This window comes from Pseudomonas kairouanensis, assembly GCF_004682055.1.
GTDB lineage: Bacteria > Pseudomonadota > Gammaproteobacteria > Pseudomonadales > Pseudomonadaceae > Aquipseudomonas > Aquipseudomonas kairouanensis.
Genome location: NZ_QUZU01000031.1, coordinates 26,014 through 46,041 on the forward strand (window position 1 = coordinate 26,014; position 20,028 = coordinate 46,041).

Sequence of the window (20,028 nt, forward strand, 5' to 3'; positions counted from 1 at the left end):
CCGGGCTGTTTTACACAGTGGTAGTTATGGACGGCGGCAGACTGCCAGCCGTCACATCCCGCGCACAGCTTGCATGAATGCGCGAATTTTGGGGTGATCCTTGATGCCCTTGGCCTGCTCGACCCCACCGCTGACATCCACGGCATAAGGACGAACCTGCTCGATGGCCGCCGCGACATTCGCGGGGTTGAGCCCGCCCGCGAGAATGATCGGCTTGCTCAGCCCCTCGGGAATCAGCGACCAATCGAACGCCTCGCCGGTACCGCCAGGCACGCCCTCGACATAGGTATCCAACAGAATTCCGCGAGCACCGCCGTAGGCAGCACAGGCTGCGGCGATATCATCCCCGGCCTTGACCCGCAGCGCCTTGATATACGGGCGCTGGTAGCTCTCGCACTCCTCGGGGCTTTCGTCGCCGTGAAACTGCAGCATGTCCAACGGGACCGCATCGAGGGTTTCGTTGAGCTCGCAGCGGCTGGCGTTGACGAATAAGCCTACGGTGGTCACGAAGGGTGGCAGTGCGGCGATGATCGCCCGCGCCTGCAACACATTCACCGCCCGCGGGCTCTTGGCGTAGAACACGAAACCAATCGCATCCGCCCCCGCCTCGACTGCCGCCAGCGCGTCTTCTATGCGGGTAATCCCGCAAATCTTGCTGCGAACGGCTGACATGTCGTGAAAACCCCAGGGATTGGACCGAGAAAGTCCCGGATGGTAACAAAAGCTTTTCCGGGCGTCAGCCGCCAAGTTCGCTGAAGCCTGTGAGGAAGTGTGGCCCGATGAAACGATCCGGCAGTTCGAACTCGTCACGGTACTCCACATCCACCAGGTACAGGCCGAAGGGGTGGGCCGTTACTCCGCCAGTGCGGCGAATGCGGCTTTCCAGGACTTCCTTGGCCCACTCTACCGGACGCTCGCCGGTGCCGATGGTCATCAGCACCCCGGCGATGTTGCGCACCATATGGTGCAGAAACGCACCGGCGCGGATATCCAGCACGATCATCTTGCCGTGGCGGGTCACCCGCAGGTGGTGCACTTCCTTGATCGGCGACTTGGCCTGGCACTGGCCAGCGCGGAAGGCGCTGAAGTCATGCACACCCACCAAGTGCTGCGCGGCCTCGGCCATGCGCTCGGCGTCCAGCGGGCGGTGGTTCCAGGTGATTTCTTCGTTGAGATGCGCGGGGCGGATCTGATCGTTGTAGATCACATAGCGGTAGCGCCGGGCGATGGCCTTGAACCGCGCATGAAAATGCGCCGGCATGACCTTGGCCCAACTTACGCTGACATCATGGGGCAAATTGATATTGGCCCCCATCACCCAGGCCTTCATGGTGCGCTCGGCCTGGGTATCGAAGTGCACCACCTGGCCGCAGGCGTGTACGCCGGCATCGGTACGCCCGGCGCACATCAGTGACACGGGGGCGTCGGCGACTTTCGACAAAGCCTTTTCCAGGGTTTCCTGCACGGTTGGCACGCCAGACGCCTGACGCTGCCAGCCGCGATAGCGCGAGCCTTTGTATTCTACGCCCAGGGCGATGCGGTAAAAGCCTGCGGCCGCCATTTCGGCGGCCGCGTTATCTATATTTGCCAAGAACTGAGAGCCTGATGAGTTGCGCAAAGGCGGACATTATAAGGGCGGTAGGCGCGAGGAGGGCGGTTTTGTTGTGGATTCACGCAATGCAAATGTGGGAGGGGGCTTGCTTCCGATGGCGGTGCCTCAATCAACACACCTGTGACTGAACCACTGCTATCGGGAGCAAGCCCCCTCCCACATTTGTAATGTGTCGCTAGTTAGATGCGGCCGAGCATTTCCTTGGCCTCACCGCGCTGGGCCTCATCACCTTCGGTCAGCACTTCGGACAGGATGTCCCGTGCGCCATCGGCATCCCCCATATCGATATAGGCCTGGGCCAAATCGAGCTTGGTGGCCACTTCATCGGTGCCCGACAGGAAATCGAACTCCGGCTCATCCCCGCCCAACGCCGCATCCTCAGCGGTGAAGGTAGGCTCCATGGGCGGGTGTTCCAGGCTCTGGGACAAGCGATCCAGCTCAGCGTTGACATCATCCAGCTCCGACGCAAAGGCGTCCGGCTGTGGCTCATCGGCCAGGGACAGGTCGAAATCTTCGGGCAGGTCGAAGTCATCCAATGCCGCCGGGGTCAGGGTGGGCGGTTCAACAGCGGGCCCATCCTTCGCAGGGTCTTCCAGGCCCGAGAGGAAATCATCGTCCGCTTGCGTCGCGGCCGGTGCGTCCAGTTGCAGGTCCAAATCCAGATCGAAATCCGACAGATCGTCCGGACTGGCCTTGGCCTCGGTCTGCTGCTGCAAAAGCGACTCGAACGTCTGCTGGTCTTCAGCGATGTCGGCAGGTGACGCAGCCTCCAGGTCATCCAGGCTCAGGTCGAAATCGGTATCGAACGCTTCGGGCTCTTGCGCAGGCGCCGCCGGCTTGTCTTCCAGCAGGTCCTTGACGTATTGCGCGTCCAGGGCCGCCGCAGCAACGGCGGCACTGACGCCCGCCGCCAGCACGGCCATGGCCGGGAAGCGCGACTTGAGCTGTTCGACCTGGGCATGATTGTCGCCATTGGCTACCAACTGGCGCTCCTGGGTGACAAAGCCGTCCTTGTTGCCTTGAAGGCCGTAGACCTCCATCAGCTTCAAGCGCAGGTCGCTACGCTTGGGTTCGTGCTTGATCGCCTGCTCCAGTACGTCAGCCGCCTGGTTCAAGTGACCGCGATCAATCAGGGACTGGGCCTGCGCCAGCGCATCGTTGGCGTTTTGCGGTGCAACGGCCACCGCCAGCGGGGCCAGCACCGACGCAACCGTCGGTACAACCACCGCCGGTTCAACCGCGGGAGCGGGAGCAGGTGCAGGCGCTGGTGCGGCCGCCAGCTTGACGCTCGGCGGCGGTACTTCAAGGCCTTCGAAGCTGTCTGGCGGCAGGTCGTGATCGATGTTGGAGGTGAACTCCGGCTCTTCGGCCAGGGCCCGCGCCATGCGCAGGTGTTTTTCTTCTTCGCGACGGGCATTGCGATGGCGCGCCCACAGCAGCAAGAGCAGCAGCACCAGCAAGCCGGCCGCGCCGCCGATCACGCCGAGGATGATCGGGTTGGTCAGCAGGTCGTTGAATTTACCTTCGGTGGAGGCCGTGGGTGCTGGCTCCGGCTTGATCGGTTCGGCGGCCGGTGCGGCAGGTGCGGGCTCTGCAGCGGCAACTGGCGCCGATGCAGGGTCGCCGGCCAATTGAGCGGGCATTGTCGCCGTGGCCGGTGCAGCAGGGTCGCCCTTTTCCGCCTGCAAGCGGGCGAGTTGATCGTTCTTCAGCTGTATCAGCTTTTGCAGCTTGTCCAACTGGCTTTGCAAGTCTGCGGCGCGGCTTTTCAACTCTTCGTTGTCGCGACGGGTGGTGTCCAGTTGCTCCTGAGTCATCGCCAGCTTGTCGCTCAGGGCCGAGCCATCTGCCGCCTTGCCCTTGGCGCCTTTTTTGGCCGCCTCGGCAGAGACCAGGCTCAGGTTATCCTTGGCGTTGGTGCTTGAGGGTGCGCTGCCGGCCTGGGTGCGCCGGGTCGCGTCTAGTTGCTGCTTGCCCGCCAGCTGGTTGGTGGCAGTGCGACGCCCCTGGCGCCAGGCAGCGTTTTGCGCAGTCACCTCGGCGATTGCCTGGGGCTGCGGCAAGCTGGTGGCCTGCACGCGATCCGGCATGCGCAATACCTGGCCGGTCTTGAGGCGGTTGATATTGCCGTCGACAAACGCATCTGGGTTCAACGCCTGGATGGCCAGCATGGTCTGCTGGACCGACGCGCCATTGCGGTTCTTTTCGGCGATTTCCCACAACGTATCGTGAGACGTGGTTCTGTGTTGCGCAGCCTGGCTGGCGGCACGTGCGGGGCTGGCCGGCGCACTCAAGCGTGGTGCGGGCACTGTGGCTGTCGGCGCCGGTTGTTCGAACTTGGCGGGGTCGAGCAATACGCTGTAGTCGCGCATCAGGCGGCCGCTGGGCCATTGCACCTGCAGCAGGAAGCGTATGTAGGAATCCGGCAGCGGCTTGCTGGAGGTTACCCGCACCACACTGCGACCACTGGGGTTGATCACCGGGGTAAACGTCAGGTCATTGAGAAACGCCTGGCGATCCACGCCTGCATCCACAAACGCCTGGGACGAAGCCAGGCTCGGCGTGATCTCGGCAGCCGTCAGGCCACCGACATCGAGCAATTCGATTTCCACCGACAACGGCTGGTTCAACGTCGACTTGAGGGTCATTTCCCCCAGCTGCAGCGCCTGCGCCATACCGGAGGACAGCGCCGAGGCGGCCGCTATTGCTAACACCAGTTTGCGAACTTGAACCATAGCCTCATCCTTTGTTTGAACACTCCCCGGCCTGCGAGAAGGTTGGTAACCGCTGCCATAAGGCATGGCGAGCCGATAGGTCACCGACGCGCTTCTGTTCCTGCTTGGGGCCAAGCATAGCGCCTGGTTAGAATCAATCTACAAATTGCCGCCAAGTATCTTTTACACAAGGTCTTTTATCAACAACTGCGCCAGCTGTACGGCGTTAAGGGCGGCACCCTTGCGTACGTTATCTGACGTCAACCACAGATTTAGTTCCGCCGGATCGTCCACACCTGCGCGAACCCGCCCTACGTACACAACGTCCTGGCCCACCGCATCGCCCACGGCCGTCGGGTAATCCCCCTCCTCCACCCGCTCTATACCTGGCGCTGCGTCGAGCACCCGGTTCACTGCACCAAGGTCGACCGGTGCAGCCAATTGCAACGACACAGTCAGGCTATCGCCAAAAAACACCGGGGCTTGAACGCAAGTTGCGGAAATCTTTAGTAAAGGAGTTTCCAGCACCGCGCGCAGTTCATGCACCAGACGTTTCTCCAGAGCCGTATGACCCTGGGCATCGGGCACCCCGACTTGTGCCAGCAGGTTGAAGGCAACCTGGCGATCAAACAACTGCGGCTCCAGCGGACGCACATTCAGCAGCTCGGCCGTTTGCCGGGCCAGTTCGCTGACGGCTTCGCGCCCCAGTGCCGAGATGGCAAGGTTGGCGGTGACGCTGACACGTTGAATATCCACCAGGTCGCGCAAAGGGGCCAGTACCACGGCCAGGTGGGTGGCGGACGGGCTCGGGCTGCTGAGCTGGAAAGGCTTTTTCAGGCTGTTCAATACATGCGCATTGGCTTCTGGCACAACCTGCGGCGCTTGTTCAGCCGGCAAGGCGCCCGACAGGTCGATCACCGCACAACCGGCCGCCGTGGCGCGCGGGGCGAAGCTCAGGGTTACGGCCGGGCCTGCCGCGAAAAACGCCAATTGCACCTGCTTGAAGTCGAACTCGTCGACTTCCTTGACCCGCACGTTCTTGCCGCGAAACGGCACCGAAGCGCCGGCAGAGTTGCTGCCTGCCAGCAGATAAAGGGTGCCCACCGGGAAGTCCAGCTCTTCGAGGATCTGCACCAGGGTTTCGCCAACGGTGCCGGTGGCGCCGATTACGGCGATTTCAAAGGTCTGGGTCATGGGGGCTGCCTCGGGCATTGCGGGGGGAGCGGCACTTTACCGGGTGGCTGAGGGTGAGGCAATTGCCCAGCTTTTGTGGCATGGCTGATGGCCTCATCGGGAGCAAGCCCCCTCCCACATTCGACCGATTTTCTTCAGTTGAAATACAGTCAAATGTGGGAGGGGGCTTGCTCCCGATGAGGCCCGAAAGCCCAATAAAAAACCCGCGCCTGTCACCAGTCGCGGGTTTTCTGTATTGCCTCAAGCGTTCAACGCTCCAGCAGAATCCGCAGCATGCGGCGCAGCGGTTCAGCCGCACCCCACAGCAACTGGTCGCCAACGGTGAATGCACCGAGGAACTGGCTGCCCATGTTCAGCTTGCGCAGACGGCCCACAGGTACATTCAGGGTGCCGGTGACCTTGGTCGGGCTCAGCTCCTGCATGCTGATATCGCGGTTGTTCGGCACCAGCTTGACCCACGGGTTGTGGGAGCTGATCAACGACTCGATATCGGCGATCGGCACATCTTTGTTCAGCTTGATGGTCAGCGCCTGGCTGTGGCAGCGCATGGCGCCGATACGCACGCAGATGCCATCCACCGGGATCGGGCTCTTGAAGCGACCGAGGATCTTGTTGGTCTCGGCCTGGGCCTTCCACTCTTCGCGGCTCTGGCCGTTGGGCAGCTCTTTGTCGATCCACGGGATCAGGCTACCGGCCAATGGCACGCCGAAGTTTTCGGTCGGGTAGGCATCGCTGCGCATGGCGTCGGCCACACGGCGGTCGATGTCGAGGATCGCGCTGGCCGGGTCGGCCAGTTGATCGGCCACGGCGGCGTGGGTCGCGCCCATTTGCTTGATCAGTTCGCGCATGTTCTGCGCACCGGCACCGGAGGCCGCCTGATAAGTCATGGCGCTCATCCACTCCACCAGGCCCGCTTCGAACAAGCCGCCCAGGCCCATCAGCATCAGGCTGACGGTGCAGTTGCCGCCGACGTAGTTCTTGGTGCCGGCGTCCAACTGCTGGTCGATGACCTTGCGGTTGACCGGGTCCAGGATGATCACGGCGTCGTCCTGCATGCGCAGGCTCGATGCGGCGTCGATCCAGTAGCCCTGCCAGCCCGCTTCACGCAGCTTGGGGAAGACTTCGCTGGTGTAGTCGCCGCCTTGGCAGGTCAAAATCACGTCGAGGGTCTTCAGCTCTTCAATGCTGTAGGCGTCCTTGAGCGGGGCAATATCCTTGCCCACGGACGGCCCTTGGCCACCAACGTTCGAAGTGGTGAAAAACACCGGCTCAATAAGATCGAAATCCTGCTCTTCCAGCATCCGCTGCATGAGCACGGAACCGACCATACCGCGCCAACCGATCAGACCTACACGTTTCATCGCAACTACACCTTGTTAAAAAGTGGGCCGCCGTGCAGCAACAACTGCAAGCGGGCCCGAGAGATTACAGATTCTGCAGCGCGGCGACTACTGCATCGCCCATTTCTTGTGTACCGACCTTGGTGCAACCCTGAGACCAGATGTCGCCAGTGCGCAAACCCTGGTCCAGCACCAGGCTTACAGCCTTCTCGATGGCATCTGCTGCATCGCCCAGGTTGAAGCTGTAACGCAGCATCATCGACACCGACAAGATGGTCGCCAGCGGGTTGGCAATGCCCTGGCCCGCGATATCCGGCGCCGAACCGTGGCACGGCTCGTACATGCCCTTGTTGTTGGTGTCCAGGGACGCCGACGGCAGCATGCCGATGGAGCCGGTGAGCATCGAGGCCTGGTCCGACAGGATGTCGCCGAACAGGTTGTCGGTGACGATCACGTCGAACTGCTTGGGCGCACGCACCAGCTGCATGGCGGCGTTGTCGACGTACATGTGGCTCAGTTCGACGTCCGGGTAATCCTTGGCCACTTCTTCGACGATTTCGCGCCACAGCTGGCTGGAGGCCAGGACGTTGGCTTTATCAACCGAGCAGACCTTCTTGCCACGCACGCGGGCCATGTCAAAGCCGACGCGGGCAATGCGACGGATTTCGCTCTCGCTGTACGGCAGCGTGTCGTAGGCCTGGCGCTCGCCATTCTCCAACTCGCGCACGCCGCGTGGCGAGCCGAAATAGATACCGCCGGTCAGCTCACGCACGATGAGGATGTCCAGGCCTGCGACCACTTCCGGCTTGAGGCTCGATGCATCGGCCAGTTGCGGGTAGAGGATCGCCGGGCGCAGGTTGCCGAACAGGCCCAGTTGCGCGCGGATTTTCAGCAGGCCGCGCTCAGGGCGGATGTCACGTTCGATCTTGTCCCATTTCGGGCCACCCACGGCACCCAGCAGTACGGCGTCCGCCGCGCGGGCACGCTCCAGGGTTTCGTCAGCCAGCGGCACGCCGTGCTTGTCGATGGCCGCGCCGCCGATCACGTCGTGGCTCAGCTCGAAGCCCAGGCTGTACTTGGTGTTGGCCACTTCCAGGACTTTGACCGCTTCGGCCATGATTTCCGGACCAATACCGTCGCCAGGGAGAATCAGAATCTGCTTGCTCATGGGTTCCTCATTTCATCGAGCGACCTGCACGCGGGCAGGCCGGAAAAATTGATCAGCGTTCAGCCCATACCACCAGCACGTCGGTGCTGAAGGTGCCGTCGGCTTGAATCTCGTAGTAATCGCGCACTTCCTGGCCCATCGCCTTTTGCAACTCAAGGATTGCAGCACGCAGTACCTCAGGGGTGCGCATGCGCTCGACCCACGAGGTGTACTCCAGGCGCAGGCGTTGGCGGCTGCTGTTGCGCACATGCAAACCGGACTCGCTGAGTTGCTGCATCCATTCGGCGGCAGAATAATCGCGCACATGGCTGGTATCGCGCAGTACTTCGACGGTTTGCAGGCAAGTGTCCAACAGCGGACTGCCCGGTGACAACACATCCACGAACGCCGCCACGCCGCCCGGCTTGAGCACACGGCGCACTTCACGCAGGGCCAGGCCCAGGTCGCTCCAGTGGTGGGCCGAGTAACGGCTGAACACGAAGTCGAACTCGCCATCGGCGAACGGCAGGCGTTCGGCGGCGCCATGGACGGTGTGGATGTTGTGCAGGCCACGGTCCTTTGCAGCGGCGGCGACTACGTCGAGCATCTGCTGGGACAGGTCGTAGGCCACCACGTCTTTAACCAGTGGCGCCACATTGAAGCTCACATGCCCGGCACCGCAGCCCAAGTCCAGCAGTCGCGCACTGCCCTGCCCGGCCAGCTCGGCCTGCAGCAGCGCGAATTCGGTGCCCTGGGCGTGCACGGCACTGCTCAGGTAGGCCGAGGCTTGCTCGCCGAATTGTTTTTGCACGACTTGGGTGTGGGCGGTGCTGGTCATGGTGCTTTCCTTGGATTTTGTGTTGTTAACACTGGCCTCATCGGGAGCAAGCCCCCTCCCACATTTGAAGGTATTCGCAATTCAAAATGTGGGAGGGGGCTTGCTCCCGATGGCGGCGGCCCTGCCTTACATCAATCGCGAAACAACCAAGGCTGGCTCGCACGGTGCTTAGCCTCAAACGCTGCAATCGCATCGCCGTCCTGCAAGGTCAGGCCGATATCGTCCAGGCCGTTGATCAGGCAGTGCTTGCGGAAGGCATCCACTTCAAAGTGGTACACCTTGCCATCCGGGCGAGTCACGGTTTGCGCAGCCAGGTCGACGGTCAACTGGTAGCCTTCTTCGGCTTCCACTTGCTTGAACAACTCGTCCACTTCTTCGTCGGTCAAGATGATCGGCAGCAAGCCGTTCTTGAAGCTGTTGTTGAAGAAGATGTCGGCGTAGCTCGGCGCGATGATGCTGCGAAAGCCATATTCTTCCAGGGCCCACGGCGCGTGTTCACGGCTGGAACCGCAGCCGAAGTTTTCCCGGGCCAGCAACACGCTGGCGCCTTGGTAACGTTCGGCGTTGAGCACGAAGTCTTTGTTCAGCGGGCGCTTGGAGTTGTCCTGGTAGGCATAGCCCACGTCCAGGTAGCGCCACTCGTCGAACAGGTTCGGGCCGAAACCGGTGCGCTTGATCGACTTCAAGAACTGCTTGGGGATGATCTGGTCGGTGTCGACGTTGGCGCGATCCAAAGGGGCGACAAGGCCGGTGTGTTGGGTAAAAGCACGCATCGGGTATTCCTCAGATCAATTCGCGAACGTCGATGAAACGACCGTTGACGGCAGCTGCAGCAGCCATGGCCGGGCTGACCAGGTGAGTACGCCCACCGGCGCCCTGACGCCCTTCGAAGTTACGGTTGGAGGTGGACGCGCAATGCTCGCCCGATTCCAAACGGTCCGGGTTCATCGCCAGGCACATCGAGCAGCCCGGCTCACGCCATTCAAAACCGGCTTCGAGGAAGATCTTGTCCAGCCCTTCAGCTTCGGCTTGCGCTTTGACCAGGCCCGAACCCGGTACCACGATGGCTTGCTTGATGGTCGAGGCCACCTTGCGGCCCTTGGCGATCACCGCCGCCGCGCGCAGGTCTTCGATCCGCGAGTTGGTGCAAGAGCCGATGAATACGCGGTCCAACTGAATGTCGGTAATCGCCTGGTTGGCCTGCAAACCCATGTACTTCAAGGCGCGCTCAATGGAACCGCGTTTGACCAGGTCGGCTTCCTTGGCCGGGTCCGGCACGTTCTGGTCAACGGCCAACACCATTTCCGGCGAAGTGCCCCAACTGACTTGCGGCTTGATCTGGGCAGCATCCAACTCAACCACGGTGTCGAACACCGCGTCGGCGTCGGAGACCAGGTCTTTCCAGGCCTCTACCGCTGCGTCCCAATCGGCGCCAGCCGGTGCGAAGGGACGACCCTTGACGTATTCGACGGTTTTTTCGTCCGCCGCCACCATACCCACGCGGGCACCGGCTTCGATGGACATGTTGCAGATGGTCATGCGGCCTTCGATGGACAGGTCGCGAATGGCGCTGCCAGCGAACTCGATGGCATGGCCGTTACCGCCGGCGGTGCCGATCTTGCCGATCACGGCCAGCACGATGTCCTTGGCGGTCACGCCAAACGGCAACGTGCCTTCGACCAACACCAGCATGTTCTTCATTTTCTTGGCAACCAGGCACTGGGTGGCAAACACATGCTCCACCTCGGAAGTGCCGATGCCATGGGCCAGGGCGCCGAACGCACCGTGGGTGGAGGTATGGGAGTCACCGCAGACCACGGTCATGCCCGGCAAGGTGGCGCCCTGCTCCGGGCCGATCACATGGACGATCCCTTGACGCACGTCATTCATCTTGAATTCGGTGATGCCATATTCATCGCAATAGTCGTCGAGGGTTTGCACCTGCAACCGCGAGACGGTGTCGACGATGGCATTGATGCCGCCCTTGCGCTCAGGGGTGGTGGGCACGTTGTGGTCGGGGGTGGCGATGATAGAGTCCACGCGCCAAGGCTTGCGCCCGGCCAGCCGCAGGCCTTCGAACGCTTGGGGCGAGGTCACTTCATGGATGATGTGACGGTCGATGTAGATCAGCGACGAGCCATCGTCGCGCCGTTTCACTTCATGGGAATCCCAAAGCTTGTCGTAAAGCGTTTTGCCGGCCATCAGTCGGTCCTCATCAGCGGTGTTTCATACGCCGGGCTTTTCAATAACCCTTTGGCTTGTGAGGCTGATGGTATGGCGCTACATTAAATAACTCAAATTCATATTTTTTATGCTTTGGATTACCAACTGGAATACAACCATGGACCTGGCCAACCTCAACGCCTTTATCGCCATCGCCGAGACCGGCAGCTTCTCTGGCGCCGGTGAGCGCCTGCACCTCACCCAACCGGCCATCAGCAAACGCATTGCCGGTCTTGAGCAACAATTAAAGGTGCGCCTGTTTGATCGCCTGGGCCGTGAAGTTGGCCTCACCGAGGCCGGACGGGCCCTGCTGCCTCGGGCTTATCAGATTCTCAACGTGCTGGACGACACCCGCCGCGCCCTCACCAACCTCACCGGTGAAGTCAGCGGGCGCCTGACCCTGGCCACCAGTCACCACATCGGCCTGCACCGCCTGCCGCCGATTTTGCGTACCTTTACTCGGGAATATCCGAACGTTGCGCTGGATATTCAGTTCCTTGATTCGGAAGTGGCCTACGAAGAAATCCTCCATGGCCGCGCCGAAGTGGCGGTGATCACCCTGGCGCCCGACCCCCATCACCTGGTGCGCGCCACCCCGGTATGGGATGACCCGCTGGATTTCGTCGTGGCGCCGGAACACAGCCTGACCCTCAATGGCATCGTCACACTGGCCGATATTGCCGGTCATCCGGCGGTTTTCCCCGGTGGAAACACCTTTACGCACCATATTGTCAGCCGGCTGTTCGAAGGCCAGGGCCTTACGCCGAATATCGCGATGAGCACTAACTACCTGGAAACTATCAAGATGATGGTGTCTATCGGCCTGGCCTGGAGCGTGTTGCCGCGCACCATGCTCGATGATCAGGTGGCAAGTATCGCTTTGCCGGGCATACAGCTCAGTCGCCAGCTAGGCTATATCGTGCACACCGAAAGGACGCTGTCGAATGCTGCGCGGGCTTTCATGAGCCTATTGGATGCACAGGTCGATCTGCCAGGGATACCGGCATGAAGCTGTGCGGCCTCAAGGTTTAAGTAAAACCGCGCCTTACGCCCATCGAGCCAAGGCCCTTTGATAATGCGCAACCCCTTCGATTCCGTACCGCCGCTGCCCCGCATTTACGCCCTGGACCCCCATGAGGCGGAACAAAGCTGGGACAGCGCCCCACAACTGCTGGCAGCCCTCAACGCTGCCCGCCTGGGCGCGTGGTGCTGGGAAATCGACACAGGAAAATTAAGCTGGTCACGAGGCACCCAGGCGCTGTTCGGCTTTGACCCCCGCCAACCCTTGCCCAAGGACCTGGACTACCTCGACCTGCTGGCCCCCGCCGACCGCGCCCGGGTGGTGCGTGCGTTTCATGCAGTGCTGGCCGGGGAGCCGTTCGAGCAGGCTATGCGCCACCGCATCCAGTGGCCCGATGGCACCCACCACTGGCTGGAAATCAACGGCAGCCTGGCGCCGGACAAATCCGGCCGACGCCGCATGATCGGCGTGATCCGTGAGATCACCCACCAGCGCGAGCGCGAAAACGCCCTGGGCCACTCTGAAAAGCGCTTCGCCACGCTGTTCCACCTGTGCCCGAACATGGTGCTGCTGACCCGCCAGGCCGACGGATTGATCAGCGAAGCCAACCAGTATTTCGAGATCCACTTCGGCTGGCCCGTGGCCGATGCCATTGGCCGCACTACCCTGGACCTGGGCCTGTGGCGCCACCCGGAGCAGCGCGCGCAACTGGTCAAGGCCACCCAGCGCAAGGGCGAGCCGATCACCATGGAGGTGCAGTTTTGCGCCAGCAACGGCCAAATCCACGACGGCACCCTCAGCGCTCAAAAGGTCGAGCTTGAGGGCGAGGCCTACCTGATCAGCACCTTCCTCGACACCACCGAGCGCAAGAACGCCGATCAAGCCCTCAAAGACAGCCAGGAGCGTCTTGACCTGGCCCTGGACTCCGCGCAACTGGGCACCTGGGACTGGCACATCCCCACCGGCATGCTCTATGGCTCGGCCCGCGCCGCTCAACTGCATGGTTTGCCGGCCGAACCCTTCCATGAATCCTTCGATGCCTTCTTCGAGGGCATGCCCAATGAAGAACGCGACAACATGCGCAACGCCTATCGCACCCTGCGCGAAGGCCCGGCGGGCAACTATCAGCTGACCTACCGCGTGCAAATGGAAGACGGCAGTTCGCGCTACCTGGAAAGCCGCGCGCGCCTGTACCGCGACGAGCAAGGCGCGCCCCTGCGCATGGCCGGCACACTGCTGGATATCACCGACCAAGTGGAACGCGAGCAACGCCTCACCGCGTCGGAGGAGAAGTTCGCCAGCCTGTTCCAGGCCAGCCCCGACCCCATTTGCGTCACCTGCCTGGACAGCGGCGCGTTTATCGAGATCAACCCGGCCTTCACCCAGACCTTTGGCTGGACCGCCGCCGAAGTGATCGATAAAAGCGCCGAGCAGATCGGCCTGTGGGACGAGTCGAGCAAGCGCCTGCAGCGCATCGAGCGAGTGATCCGCGAGCAAGCCCTGAGCAATGTGGCCATCGTGGTCCATCACAAAGACGGCCAAGCCCTGACCTGCGTGATTTCCAGCCGCCTGATCAAGGTGGGTGAGCAACCTTGCATCGTCACCACGCTGCGGGACATCACCCAGCAGCAACGCTCGGAAGCCGCGCTGAAAGCCAGCGAAGAGAAGTTCGCCAAGGCTTTCCATTCCAGCCCCGACGCCATTTCCATCACCGAGCGCGATACCGGCCGCTACGTGGAAGTCAACGACGGCTTCTGCCGCCTCACCGGCTACCGCGCCGAAGAAGCCATTGGCCTGACGCTGTACCAGATCGGCATCTGGGCCGATGAAAACCAGCGCGCCGCGCTATTGGCAGAGTTGCAGATCAAGGGCCGCATTCACCACCTGGAAATGCTCTGGCACAACAAGCGCGGCGAAGTGCTGGCGGTGGAAGTCTCGGTAGAGCCAATCACGCTGAACGAAACCCCCTGCCTGTTATTGACGGCGAGGGACGTGAGCCTGCTGAAAAACGCCCAGGCCCAGATCCGCCACCTCGCCTACCACGACCCACTGACCAACCTGCCCAACCGGGCGCTGCTGATGGACCGCCTGAGCCAGCAGATCGCCCTGCTCAAGCGCCATAATCTGCGGGGCGCGCTGCTGTTCCTGGACCTTGACCACTTCAAGCACATCAACGATTCCCTCGGCCATCCGGTGGGCGACACCGTGCTAAAAATCGTCACCGCCCGCCTGGAAGCCAGCGTGCGCATGGAAGACACCGTGGCGCGCCTGGGCGGCGACGAATTCGTGGTGCTGCTCAGCGGGCTGGATGGCTCGCGTATCGAAGTCAGCGCCCAGGTACAGGAACTGGCTGACACCCTGCGTGAATTGCTCTCGGAGCCGATGTTCCTGGACGGCCACCGCTTGCAGGTCACCCCCAGCATCGGGGTGGCGCTGATCCCCGATCACGGCTCCACGCCGGCCGACCTGCTCAAGCGTGCCGATATCGCCCTGTACCGCGCCAAGGACTCAGGACGCAATACCACGCAGATGTTCCACAACAGCATGCAAAAAACCGCCAGCGAACGGCTGCGCATGGAAACCGACTTGCGCCTGGCCCTGTCGCGGGGTGAGTTCAGCGTGCATTACCAGCCCCAGGTGGACGCGCGCGGCAACAAGATTGTCGGCGCCGAAGCCCTGGTGCGCTGGCAGCACCCACAACTGGGCGCCCAGTCACCCACCGAATTTATCAAGGTGCTGGAGGACAGCGGCCTGATCCTGGAAGTGGGCACCTGGATCCTCGATGAAGCCTGCGCGGCCTTCGAGCAACTCATCGCCGATGGGCTGGTGGACCCGCTGAATTTCAGCCTGTGCGTGAATATCAGCCCCCGGCAGTTTCGCCAGAACGATTTTGTGGAGCGGGTCGAACGCAGCCTCAAGCAGCACTCGCTGCCCTACAGCCTGCTGAAACTGGAAATCACCGAAGGCATCGTGATTCAAAATCTGGATGACACCATCAGCAAAATGCGCCGCCTTAAAAAACTCGGCATCAGCTTTGCCATGGATGACTTTGGCACCGGCTACTCATCGCTCACCTACCTCAAACGCCTGCCGGTGGACGCGCTGAAGATCGACCAATCCTTTGTGCGCGACGCCACCCACGACCCCAACGACGCCGAAATCATCCGCGCCATCGTGGCCATGGCCCGCAGCCTGAACCTGGAAGTGATCGCCGAAGGCGTGGAAACCCCGGAACAACTGGCCTTCCTGCAGAAGCTGGGGTGCCATTTGTTCCAAGGGTATTTGCACAGTCGGCCATTGCCGATAGAGGGGTTTAGAACGCTATTGGAGGATTAAAACCAGCGCATCCAGGAAGGCAATTGTTTCAGCCCTGCCAACATATCGCCGAGCTTGCCGGCGAAGTTTTTGAAGGCATCGATAGCCCACTCAACCACATCTTCAATTCGCTCCAGAACTCCGCCTGTCTTGGGCGGCTCGACCGGAGGCTTGGGTTTTGGCGGGAGTACCGGCGGCAGCCACGGGAAATGCGCCGGGCTCCCCACACCTTTATCCGCCGCTTCGCTGGCAGGACAGCAATTGCCAGCCACGGGTGGGTTGTTGACGATATCGCTTGTCGGAAAAAGAGCAGCCGAGCGCGTAGAACCTATCATGGTGCAATTCCTATTTAATTAATTATTGAACAACACGTAACTTAATCACTTATCAGGGACCCACTTAGACCAACCCGGTAATCGTCTCGGGCTGATAGGGCGCGTTTCCTCGCTTGCCCCAAAGTTCTTCGACCCCTTCAATAACCGCCACCGAGTGCCCTCGCCGCTCGACTGTACCGATCATGCCATTCAACAAGTCTGACAACGGCACGGTTTTAATATGATTCTTCAAGCCCAATCGCAATAAACCTTCACGAGAGTATTCCCCATCGTTCAACGTTTTTATAGCCTGATCAAAACTGCGCGCTGCGCTGCCATCGTTATTTTCCATTTGTGCTCTCTTGGCGCTGACGGCAAATAAGAAATGAGCATCCTTGAGCATGGCCTGGTCGTAACCTTGAAACTGCGACCCCTTGGTTCCCATTTGCAACTCAGACTCACTGAGTTGAAACCTGAAGCCATCCCTCATCACCACCTCATAACCCCCGCGTACAGGCTTTACTTCGGTGAATATGTCCGTGGGTTTCTGGCCAAACCGCATCATGGCAGCCTTGATGGCCGAGACAGTCACGCAATTACCGTCCGGGCCCTGCCTGAAACCACCCCAGATGTCCTTGGGCTTTTGACCCGGAATCACCGACGGCACATCAGGCACTACGACCCTGGGGCTTGGAGGACCCACCGGAGTAATCGGCGATGGCGCAGGAAAATACCAACTTTTTAACAACGCTACTGCCATATCGATCATCTTGAACAGCGTTTGGGCCAACACGGCACTATCGTTTGCCGCTGGGGGCAAACTGTTGCCGCTGGTGTTTTTTATTACCGACCCTACATCGTGGACTGACGCAGCGCTTAATTTCAGTGCGGGTACAAACTTAGCGACATCAACGCCACTACGATCATTAAACATTTCAATATTATTGTGACGCGAAACACAGACAACCTGCATGAATCACTCCTTAACTGATAATTGATAGAGATGACACCCAACGCAAACACCTCACAGAGCAACCGCCCCTATAAGTTTGATTATGTTCAGTGCACTTAGTCAGTGGTGAGTCACATCAGCAGGTTCCAATTGCACAAGTAACCGCAAGCTGCCAACCGTGAAATATCGAGAGGATTCATCCGAGGCTATGTGCGTTTTATCCGAGTCAAACCTGATAACGCCTGCCACAATCGCCAGGCACAAAAAAGGGCGCCATGGGCGCCCTGTTGCGATCAGAAACAATCAGGCTGCAATCGGATGGGGCATCCCCAACAACCGGCTGACCTGCTGCAAGTCAGTCTCCCGGCGCAGCGCGGTAAACAACTCCACCGCCTCCGGATAGTTGCGGGTCAGCATCGCCAGCCACTGCTTCAAGCGACCCGGCGCCTGTTTTTCAGTCAGTTGAGCGACCGATTGGGTCCAAAAGTCCTGGAGCATGGGCTGCATCTGCGCCCAGGTCATTTCCACCACCTCGTCGCCCGCCCGTGCGGCTGCGATCTGGCGTGCCAGGTCAGGTCGCGCCACCAAGCCACGACCGAGCATGATGTCTTCGGCGCCACTGACTTCACGGCAGCGCTTCCAGTCTTCAACACTCCAGATATCACCATTGGCAAATACCGGCACCTTGACCACATCCTGAACGCGCGGAATCCACTCCCAATGCGCTGGCGGCTTGTAGCCATCGGTCTTGGTGCGTGCATGCACCACGATATGCGCCGCGCCCCCTTCGGCCAACGCCGTGGCGCACACCAGCGCGCCGTCCGGGCTGTCGAAGCCCAGGCGCATCTTGGCGGTCACCGGGATATGGGCCGGCACAGCGCGACGCACGTGCTCGACGATCTGGTTGAGCAACTCCGGCTCCTTGAGCAGTACGGCCCCACCGCGCGACTTGTTGACGGTCTTGGCCGGGCAGCCGAAGTTGAGGTCGATCACCTGCGAGCCCAATTCACAGGCCAGCGCAGCATTTTCCGCCAGGCACACCGGGTCGGAGCCGAGCAATTGCACGCGCAACGGCACGCCCGCAGCGGTGTGGGCGCCGTGCAGCAGCTCAGGGGCAAGCTTGTGAAAGTAGGCCGGGGTCAGCAGGCGGTCGTTGACGCGGATAAATTCGGTCACGCACCAGTCAATTCCGCCCACGCGGGTCAACACGTCCCGCAGGATGTTGTCGACCAACCCCTCCATGGGCGCCAAAGCAATTTGCATGGAAAACACTCAACAAAAATCGTGGCGCAGTTTACTGGGTTTCCTACGGCAACCGTTAACCCCCTGTCAGGGCGGGGCCGTAACCGTCGAGAAACTCCACGGGCATGCGCTTGGGCTTGCCGCTGGACAGTTCGATGCACACAAAGGTGGTTTGCGCCCGCAGCAGGGTCGCGCCGTCGCGAGGTCGGAACAGCTGGAAACGCCGGGTCATCTTCAGCCGCTGGTCCCAATCGACAATCCAGGTGGCCAGTTGCAGCTCGTCGCCCTCGTAACCGGCGGCCAGGTAATCGATCTCGTGGCGCACCACGGCCATGGCGCGGTCCAGGCGACGGTACTCGGTAAGGTCCAGCCCCAGGCGCTGGGAGTGGCGCCAGGCGCAGCGTTCGAGCCAGGACACGTACACCGCGTTATTGGCGTGCCCCAGGCCGTCGATATCCTCGGCGGCGACCTGCAGGTCGATGATAAACGGCGTTGCCAAATCCCAGCCCATGCCTTGCTCCAGTCGATTGATGTCGGCCGGGCAGTGTATCAGGCGGTTTGCCGCGCCTGTAGACGCTGACCTGCCAGCAACGCCAGCACGCCGTCGATTACCCGTGGGTCGGCCAACACCTTCTGATGGCCGCCCTGTTCCAGGCGCAGCAGGCGGCTGTCGAACCAGGCGTCATGAATTGCCTGGGAGGCCTTGACCGGAACGAAGGTGTCGTCTTCGGCATGCACGATCAGGCCGGGCATATTCATCTGGTAGTGAGCCACGTCCAAGTGCTTGAGCGGCATGCCCATCGCCCACTCGACTTCCTGGATAAACGCCGAACGAGCGCGTGACGGCAGGCCGACCATCTTGGTAAAGCCGCGCAGTACGTCGAGAAAGCGCGATGGCGCCGCGATACTCACCAAGGCTTCGGTGCGCAACCCCAACTGCACCGCCAGCATCGCACTGGCGCCGCCCATGGAATGACCGATCACAGCATGCAGCGGCGGCAACTCGGCCGCCGCCTCCAGCATGGCGCGGGCGAATAGCAATACGTGGGCTTCGCGCCCCGGCGAGCGACCGTGGGCTGGGCCATCCAAGGCGATGACGGAATAGCCATTGTCGACCAGCGCCGTGATCAGGCTGGCAAATTGAGTGGGCCGGCCTTCCCAGCCATGCATCAGCAGCACGGCCGGCCCCTGCCCCCAGCGCAGGGCCGACAAGCCGAAGCGAAGGGTAAGACGCTCCGATTGTGCCAGCAATGGCAGCTCCCAGTCCCGTGGCGGCAGGTCACGCGGGGTCATGAAGGCACGGCGCATTTTGCTGGCCACCGCGTGCGGTGCCAGGTGCCCCAGGGTGCCGTTGAAACGACGAATCCAGGTTAACGTGCCCATCATGCAAGCCCTCTTCTAGCGCACGGCCGACTTGGCGGCGCGCAGCACACGGTCAGACAATTCCCCAGGGCCAAGGGCGCGGGCCAGGGCCAGGCCACCGATCATCAACGCCATGTCGGCGAGGGCTTTGTCAGTGTCCTCGGGGGTAGCGGCGAGTTGCGCAGCCATCAGCTCGCAATGCTCGTTCAAGGCCTGACGGAACTCATCCGGCAGGCGGGCCATTTCGCCCACAGTGGCCGGGATCGGACAGGCCTGGGCAGTGGAGTCGCGGTGCTTGCGCGACAGATAGAACGCTGCCACCAGGCTTCTGCGCTCCTCACCGGTCAACTGGGCGTCCATGTCGTCAATCGACGCGCGACGCTTGGCCAACAACTGCGTGAAGGCTTCCAGCATCAACGCATCCTTGCTCTCAAAGTGCGCGTAGAAACCACCGACGGTCAGCCCCGCCGCGCCCATGACTTCGCCCACACTCGGCTCCGCCGGGCCGCGCTGGATCAGCGCAGCGCTGGCGGCCTGCAGAATACGTTCGCGGGTCTGTGCTTTTTTATCGCTCATCAAAGCCTCCGTTTCTCATGGGGCCAATATTATTACCATAATAATATTTGGCAAGCGACAGGCATGACCATTGGTCAGAAGGGAAAAAGGAATGGGGATGAGGATTGGCCAAACGCCAGACAAACAAAAGGGCCATTCAATAATTGAATGACCCTTAAAAATCCCGCAGAGCGGGTAA

General features: G+C 61.2%; 17 protein-coding genes. 2 read left to right on the forward strand and 15 right to left on the reverse strand.

Features of this window, described 5'->3' with window-relative positions:
* Positions 1 to 51: 51 nt before the first annotated feature.
* The 9 genes from DYL59_RS21665 to leuC all read right to left on the reverse strand — a co-directional run bounded on the left by DYL59_RS21665 (position 52) and on the right by leuC (position 11,047).
* Positions 52 to 672 (reverse strand): phosphoribosylanthranilate isomerase, encoded by a 621-nt coding sequence (locus DYL59_RS21665; RefSeq protein ID WP_135291004.1) that lies wholly within the window; start codon positions 670 to 672, stop codon positions 52 to 54.
* Between the two features lie 64 nt (positions 673 to 736).
* Positions 737 to 1,561, reverse strand: coding sequence for a tRNA pseudouridine(38-40) synthase TruA (gene truA, locus DYL59_RS21670; RefSeq protein ID WP_135291047.1), 825 nt, complete (start codon positions 1,559 to 1,561; stop codon positions 737 to 739).
* Between the two features lie 230 nt (positions 1,562 to 1,791).
* Positions 1,792 to 4,347 (reverse strand): FimV/HubP family polar landmark protein, encoded by a 2,556-nt coding sequence (locus DYL59_RS21675; protein ID WP_135291005.1) that lies wholly within the window; start codon positions 4,345 to 4,347, stop codon positions 1,792 to 1,794.
* Between the two features lie 162 nt (positions 4,348 to 4,509).
* The gene (locus DYL59_RS21680) at positions 4,510 to 5,520 is read right to left on the reverse strand and encodes an aspartate-semialdehyde dehydrogenase (RefSeq protein WP_135291006.1); all 1,011 of its coding nucleotides are present in this window, start codon (positions 5,518 to 5,520) and stop codon (positions 4,510 to 4,512) included.
* 248 nt (positions 5,521 to 5,768) lie between these two features.
* Positions 5,769 to 6,881 carry an aspartate-semialdehyde dehydrogenase gene (gene asd / locus DYL59_RS21685; protein ID WP_135291007.1) on the reverse strand — a complete coding sequence of 371 codons (1,113 nt, stop codon included), beginning with the start codon at positions 6,879 to 6,881 and terminating at the stop codon, positions 5,769 to 5,771.
* Between the two features lie 64 nt (positions 6,882 to 6,945).
* The gene (gene leuB, locus DYL59_RS21690; RefSeq protein ID WP_135291008.1) at positions 6,946 to 8,028 is read right to left on the reverse strand and encodes a 3-isopropylmalate dehydrogenase; all 1,083 of its coding nucleotides are present in this window, start codon (positions 8,026 to 8,028) and stop codon (positions 6,946 to 6,948) included.
* Positions 8,029 to 8,080: 52 nt separating this feature from the next.
* Complete coding sequence (locus DYL59_RS21695; protein WP_135291009.1) at positions 8,081 to 8,845, reverse strand: class I SAM-dependent methyltransferase; 765 nt, start codon at positions 8,843 to 8,845, stop codon at positions 8,081 to 8,083.
* Between the two features lie 131 nt (positions 8,846 to 8,976).
* Positions 8,977 to 9,618: a 3-isopropylmalate dehydratase small subunit gene (leuD, locus tag DYL59_RS21700; protein WP_135291010.1), complete on the reverse strand. Its 642-nt coding sequence runs from the start codon at positions 9,616 to 9,618 to the stop codon at positions 8,977 to 8,979.
* Between the two features lie 10 nt (positions 9,619 to 9,628).
* On the reverse strand, positions 9,629 to 11,047 hold the full coding sequence (gene leuC, locus DYL59_RS21705; RefSeq protein ID WP_135291011.1) for a 3-isopropylmalate dehydratase large subunit: 1,419 nt from the start codon (positions 11,045 to 11,047) through the stop codon (positions 9,629 to 9,631).
* Between the two features lie 139 nt (positions 11,048 to 11,186).
* Between leuC and DYL59_RS21710 the strand changes: the two genes are divergently transcribed.
* Together DYL59_RS21710 and DYL59_RS21715 are read left to right on the forward strand one after the other, a co-directional pair.
* Complete coding sequence (locus DYL59_RS21710) at positions 11,187 to 12,077, forward strand: LysR family transcriptional regulator (protein WP_135291012.1); 891 nt, start codon at positions 11,187 to 11,189, stop codon at positions 12,075 to 12,077.
* Positions 12,078 to 12,143: 66 nt separating this feature from the next.
* Positions 12,144 to 15,425, forward strand: coding sequence for an EAL domain-containing protein (locus DYL59_RS21715; protein WP_135291013.1), 3,282 nt, complete (start codon positions 12,144 to 12,146; stop codon positions 15,423 to 15,425).
* On the opposite strand, the gene DYL59_RS21720 is transcribed toward DYL59_RS21715, so the two are convergent.
* From DYL59_RS21720 to DYL59_RS21745, 6 genes are all read right to left on the reverse strand, one after another.
* Positions 15,422 to 15,739 carry a hypothetical protein gene (locus DYL59_RS21720; protein WP_135291014.1) on the reverse strand — a complete coding sequence of 106 codons (318 nt, stop codon included), beginning with the start codon at positions 15,737 to 15,739 and terminating at the stop codon, positions 15,422 to 15,424. The genes DYL59_RS21715 and DYL59_RS21720 overlap by 4 nt on opposite strands.
* A gap of 64 nt (positions 15,740 to 15,803) precedes the next feature.
* On the reverse strand, positions 15,804 to 16,691 hold the full coding sequence (locus tag DYL59_RS21725; protein ID WP_238340756.1) for a hypothetical protein: 888 nt from the start codon (positions 16,689 to 16,691) through the stop codon (positions 15,804 to 15,806).
* Between the two features lie 282 nt (positions 16,692 to 16,973).
* Positions 16,974 to 17,933 (reverse strand): tRNA dihydrouridine synthase, encoded by a 960-nt coding sequence (locus DYL59_RS21730; protein ID WP_135291015.1) that lies wholly within the window; start codon positions 17,931 to 17,933, stop codon positions 16,974 to 16,976.
* Between the two features lie 55 nt (positions 17,934 to 17,988).
* Entirely contained in the window at positions 17,989 to 18,423 is a 435-nt protein-coding gene (locus DYL59_RS21735) for an acyl-CoA thioesterase (RefSeq protein ID WP_135291016.1), read from the reverse strand.
* 38 nt (positions 18,424 to 18,461) lie between these two features.
* Entirely contained in the window at positions 18,462 to 19,295 is an 834-nt protein-coding gene (locus DYL59_RS21740) for an alpha/beta hydrolase (protein WP_135291049.1), read from the reverse strand.
* A gap of 15 nt (positions 19,296 to 19,310) precedes the next feature.
* Entirely contained in the window at positions 19,311 to 19,850 is a 540-nt protein-coding gene (locus tag DYL59_RS21745; protein ID WP_135291017.1) for a TetR/AcrR family transcriptional regulator, read from the reverse strand.
* Between the last annotated feature and the right edge of the window lie 178 nt (positions 19,851 to 20,028).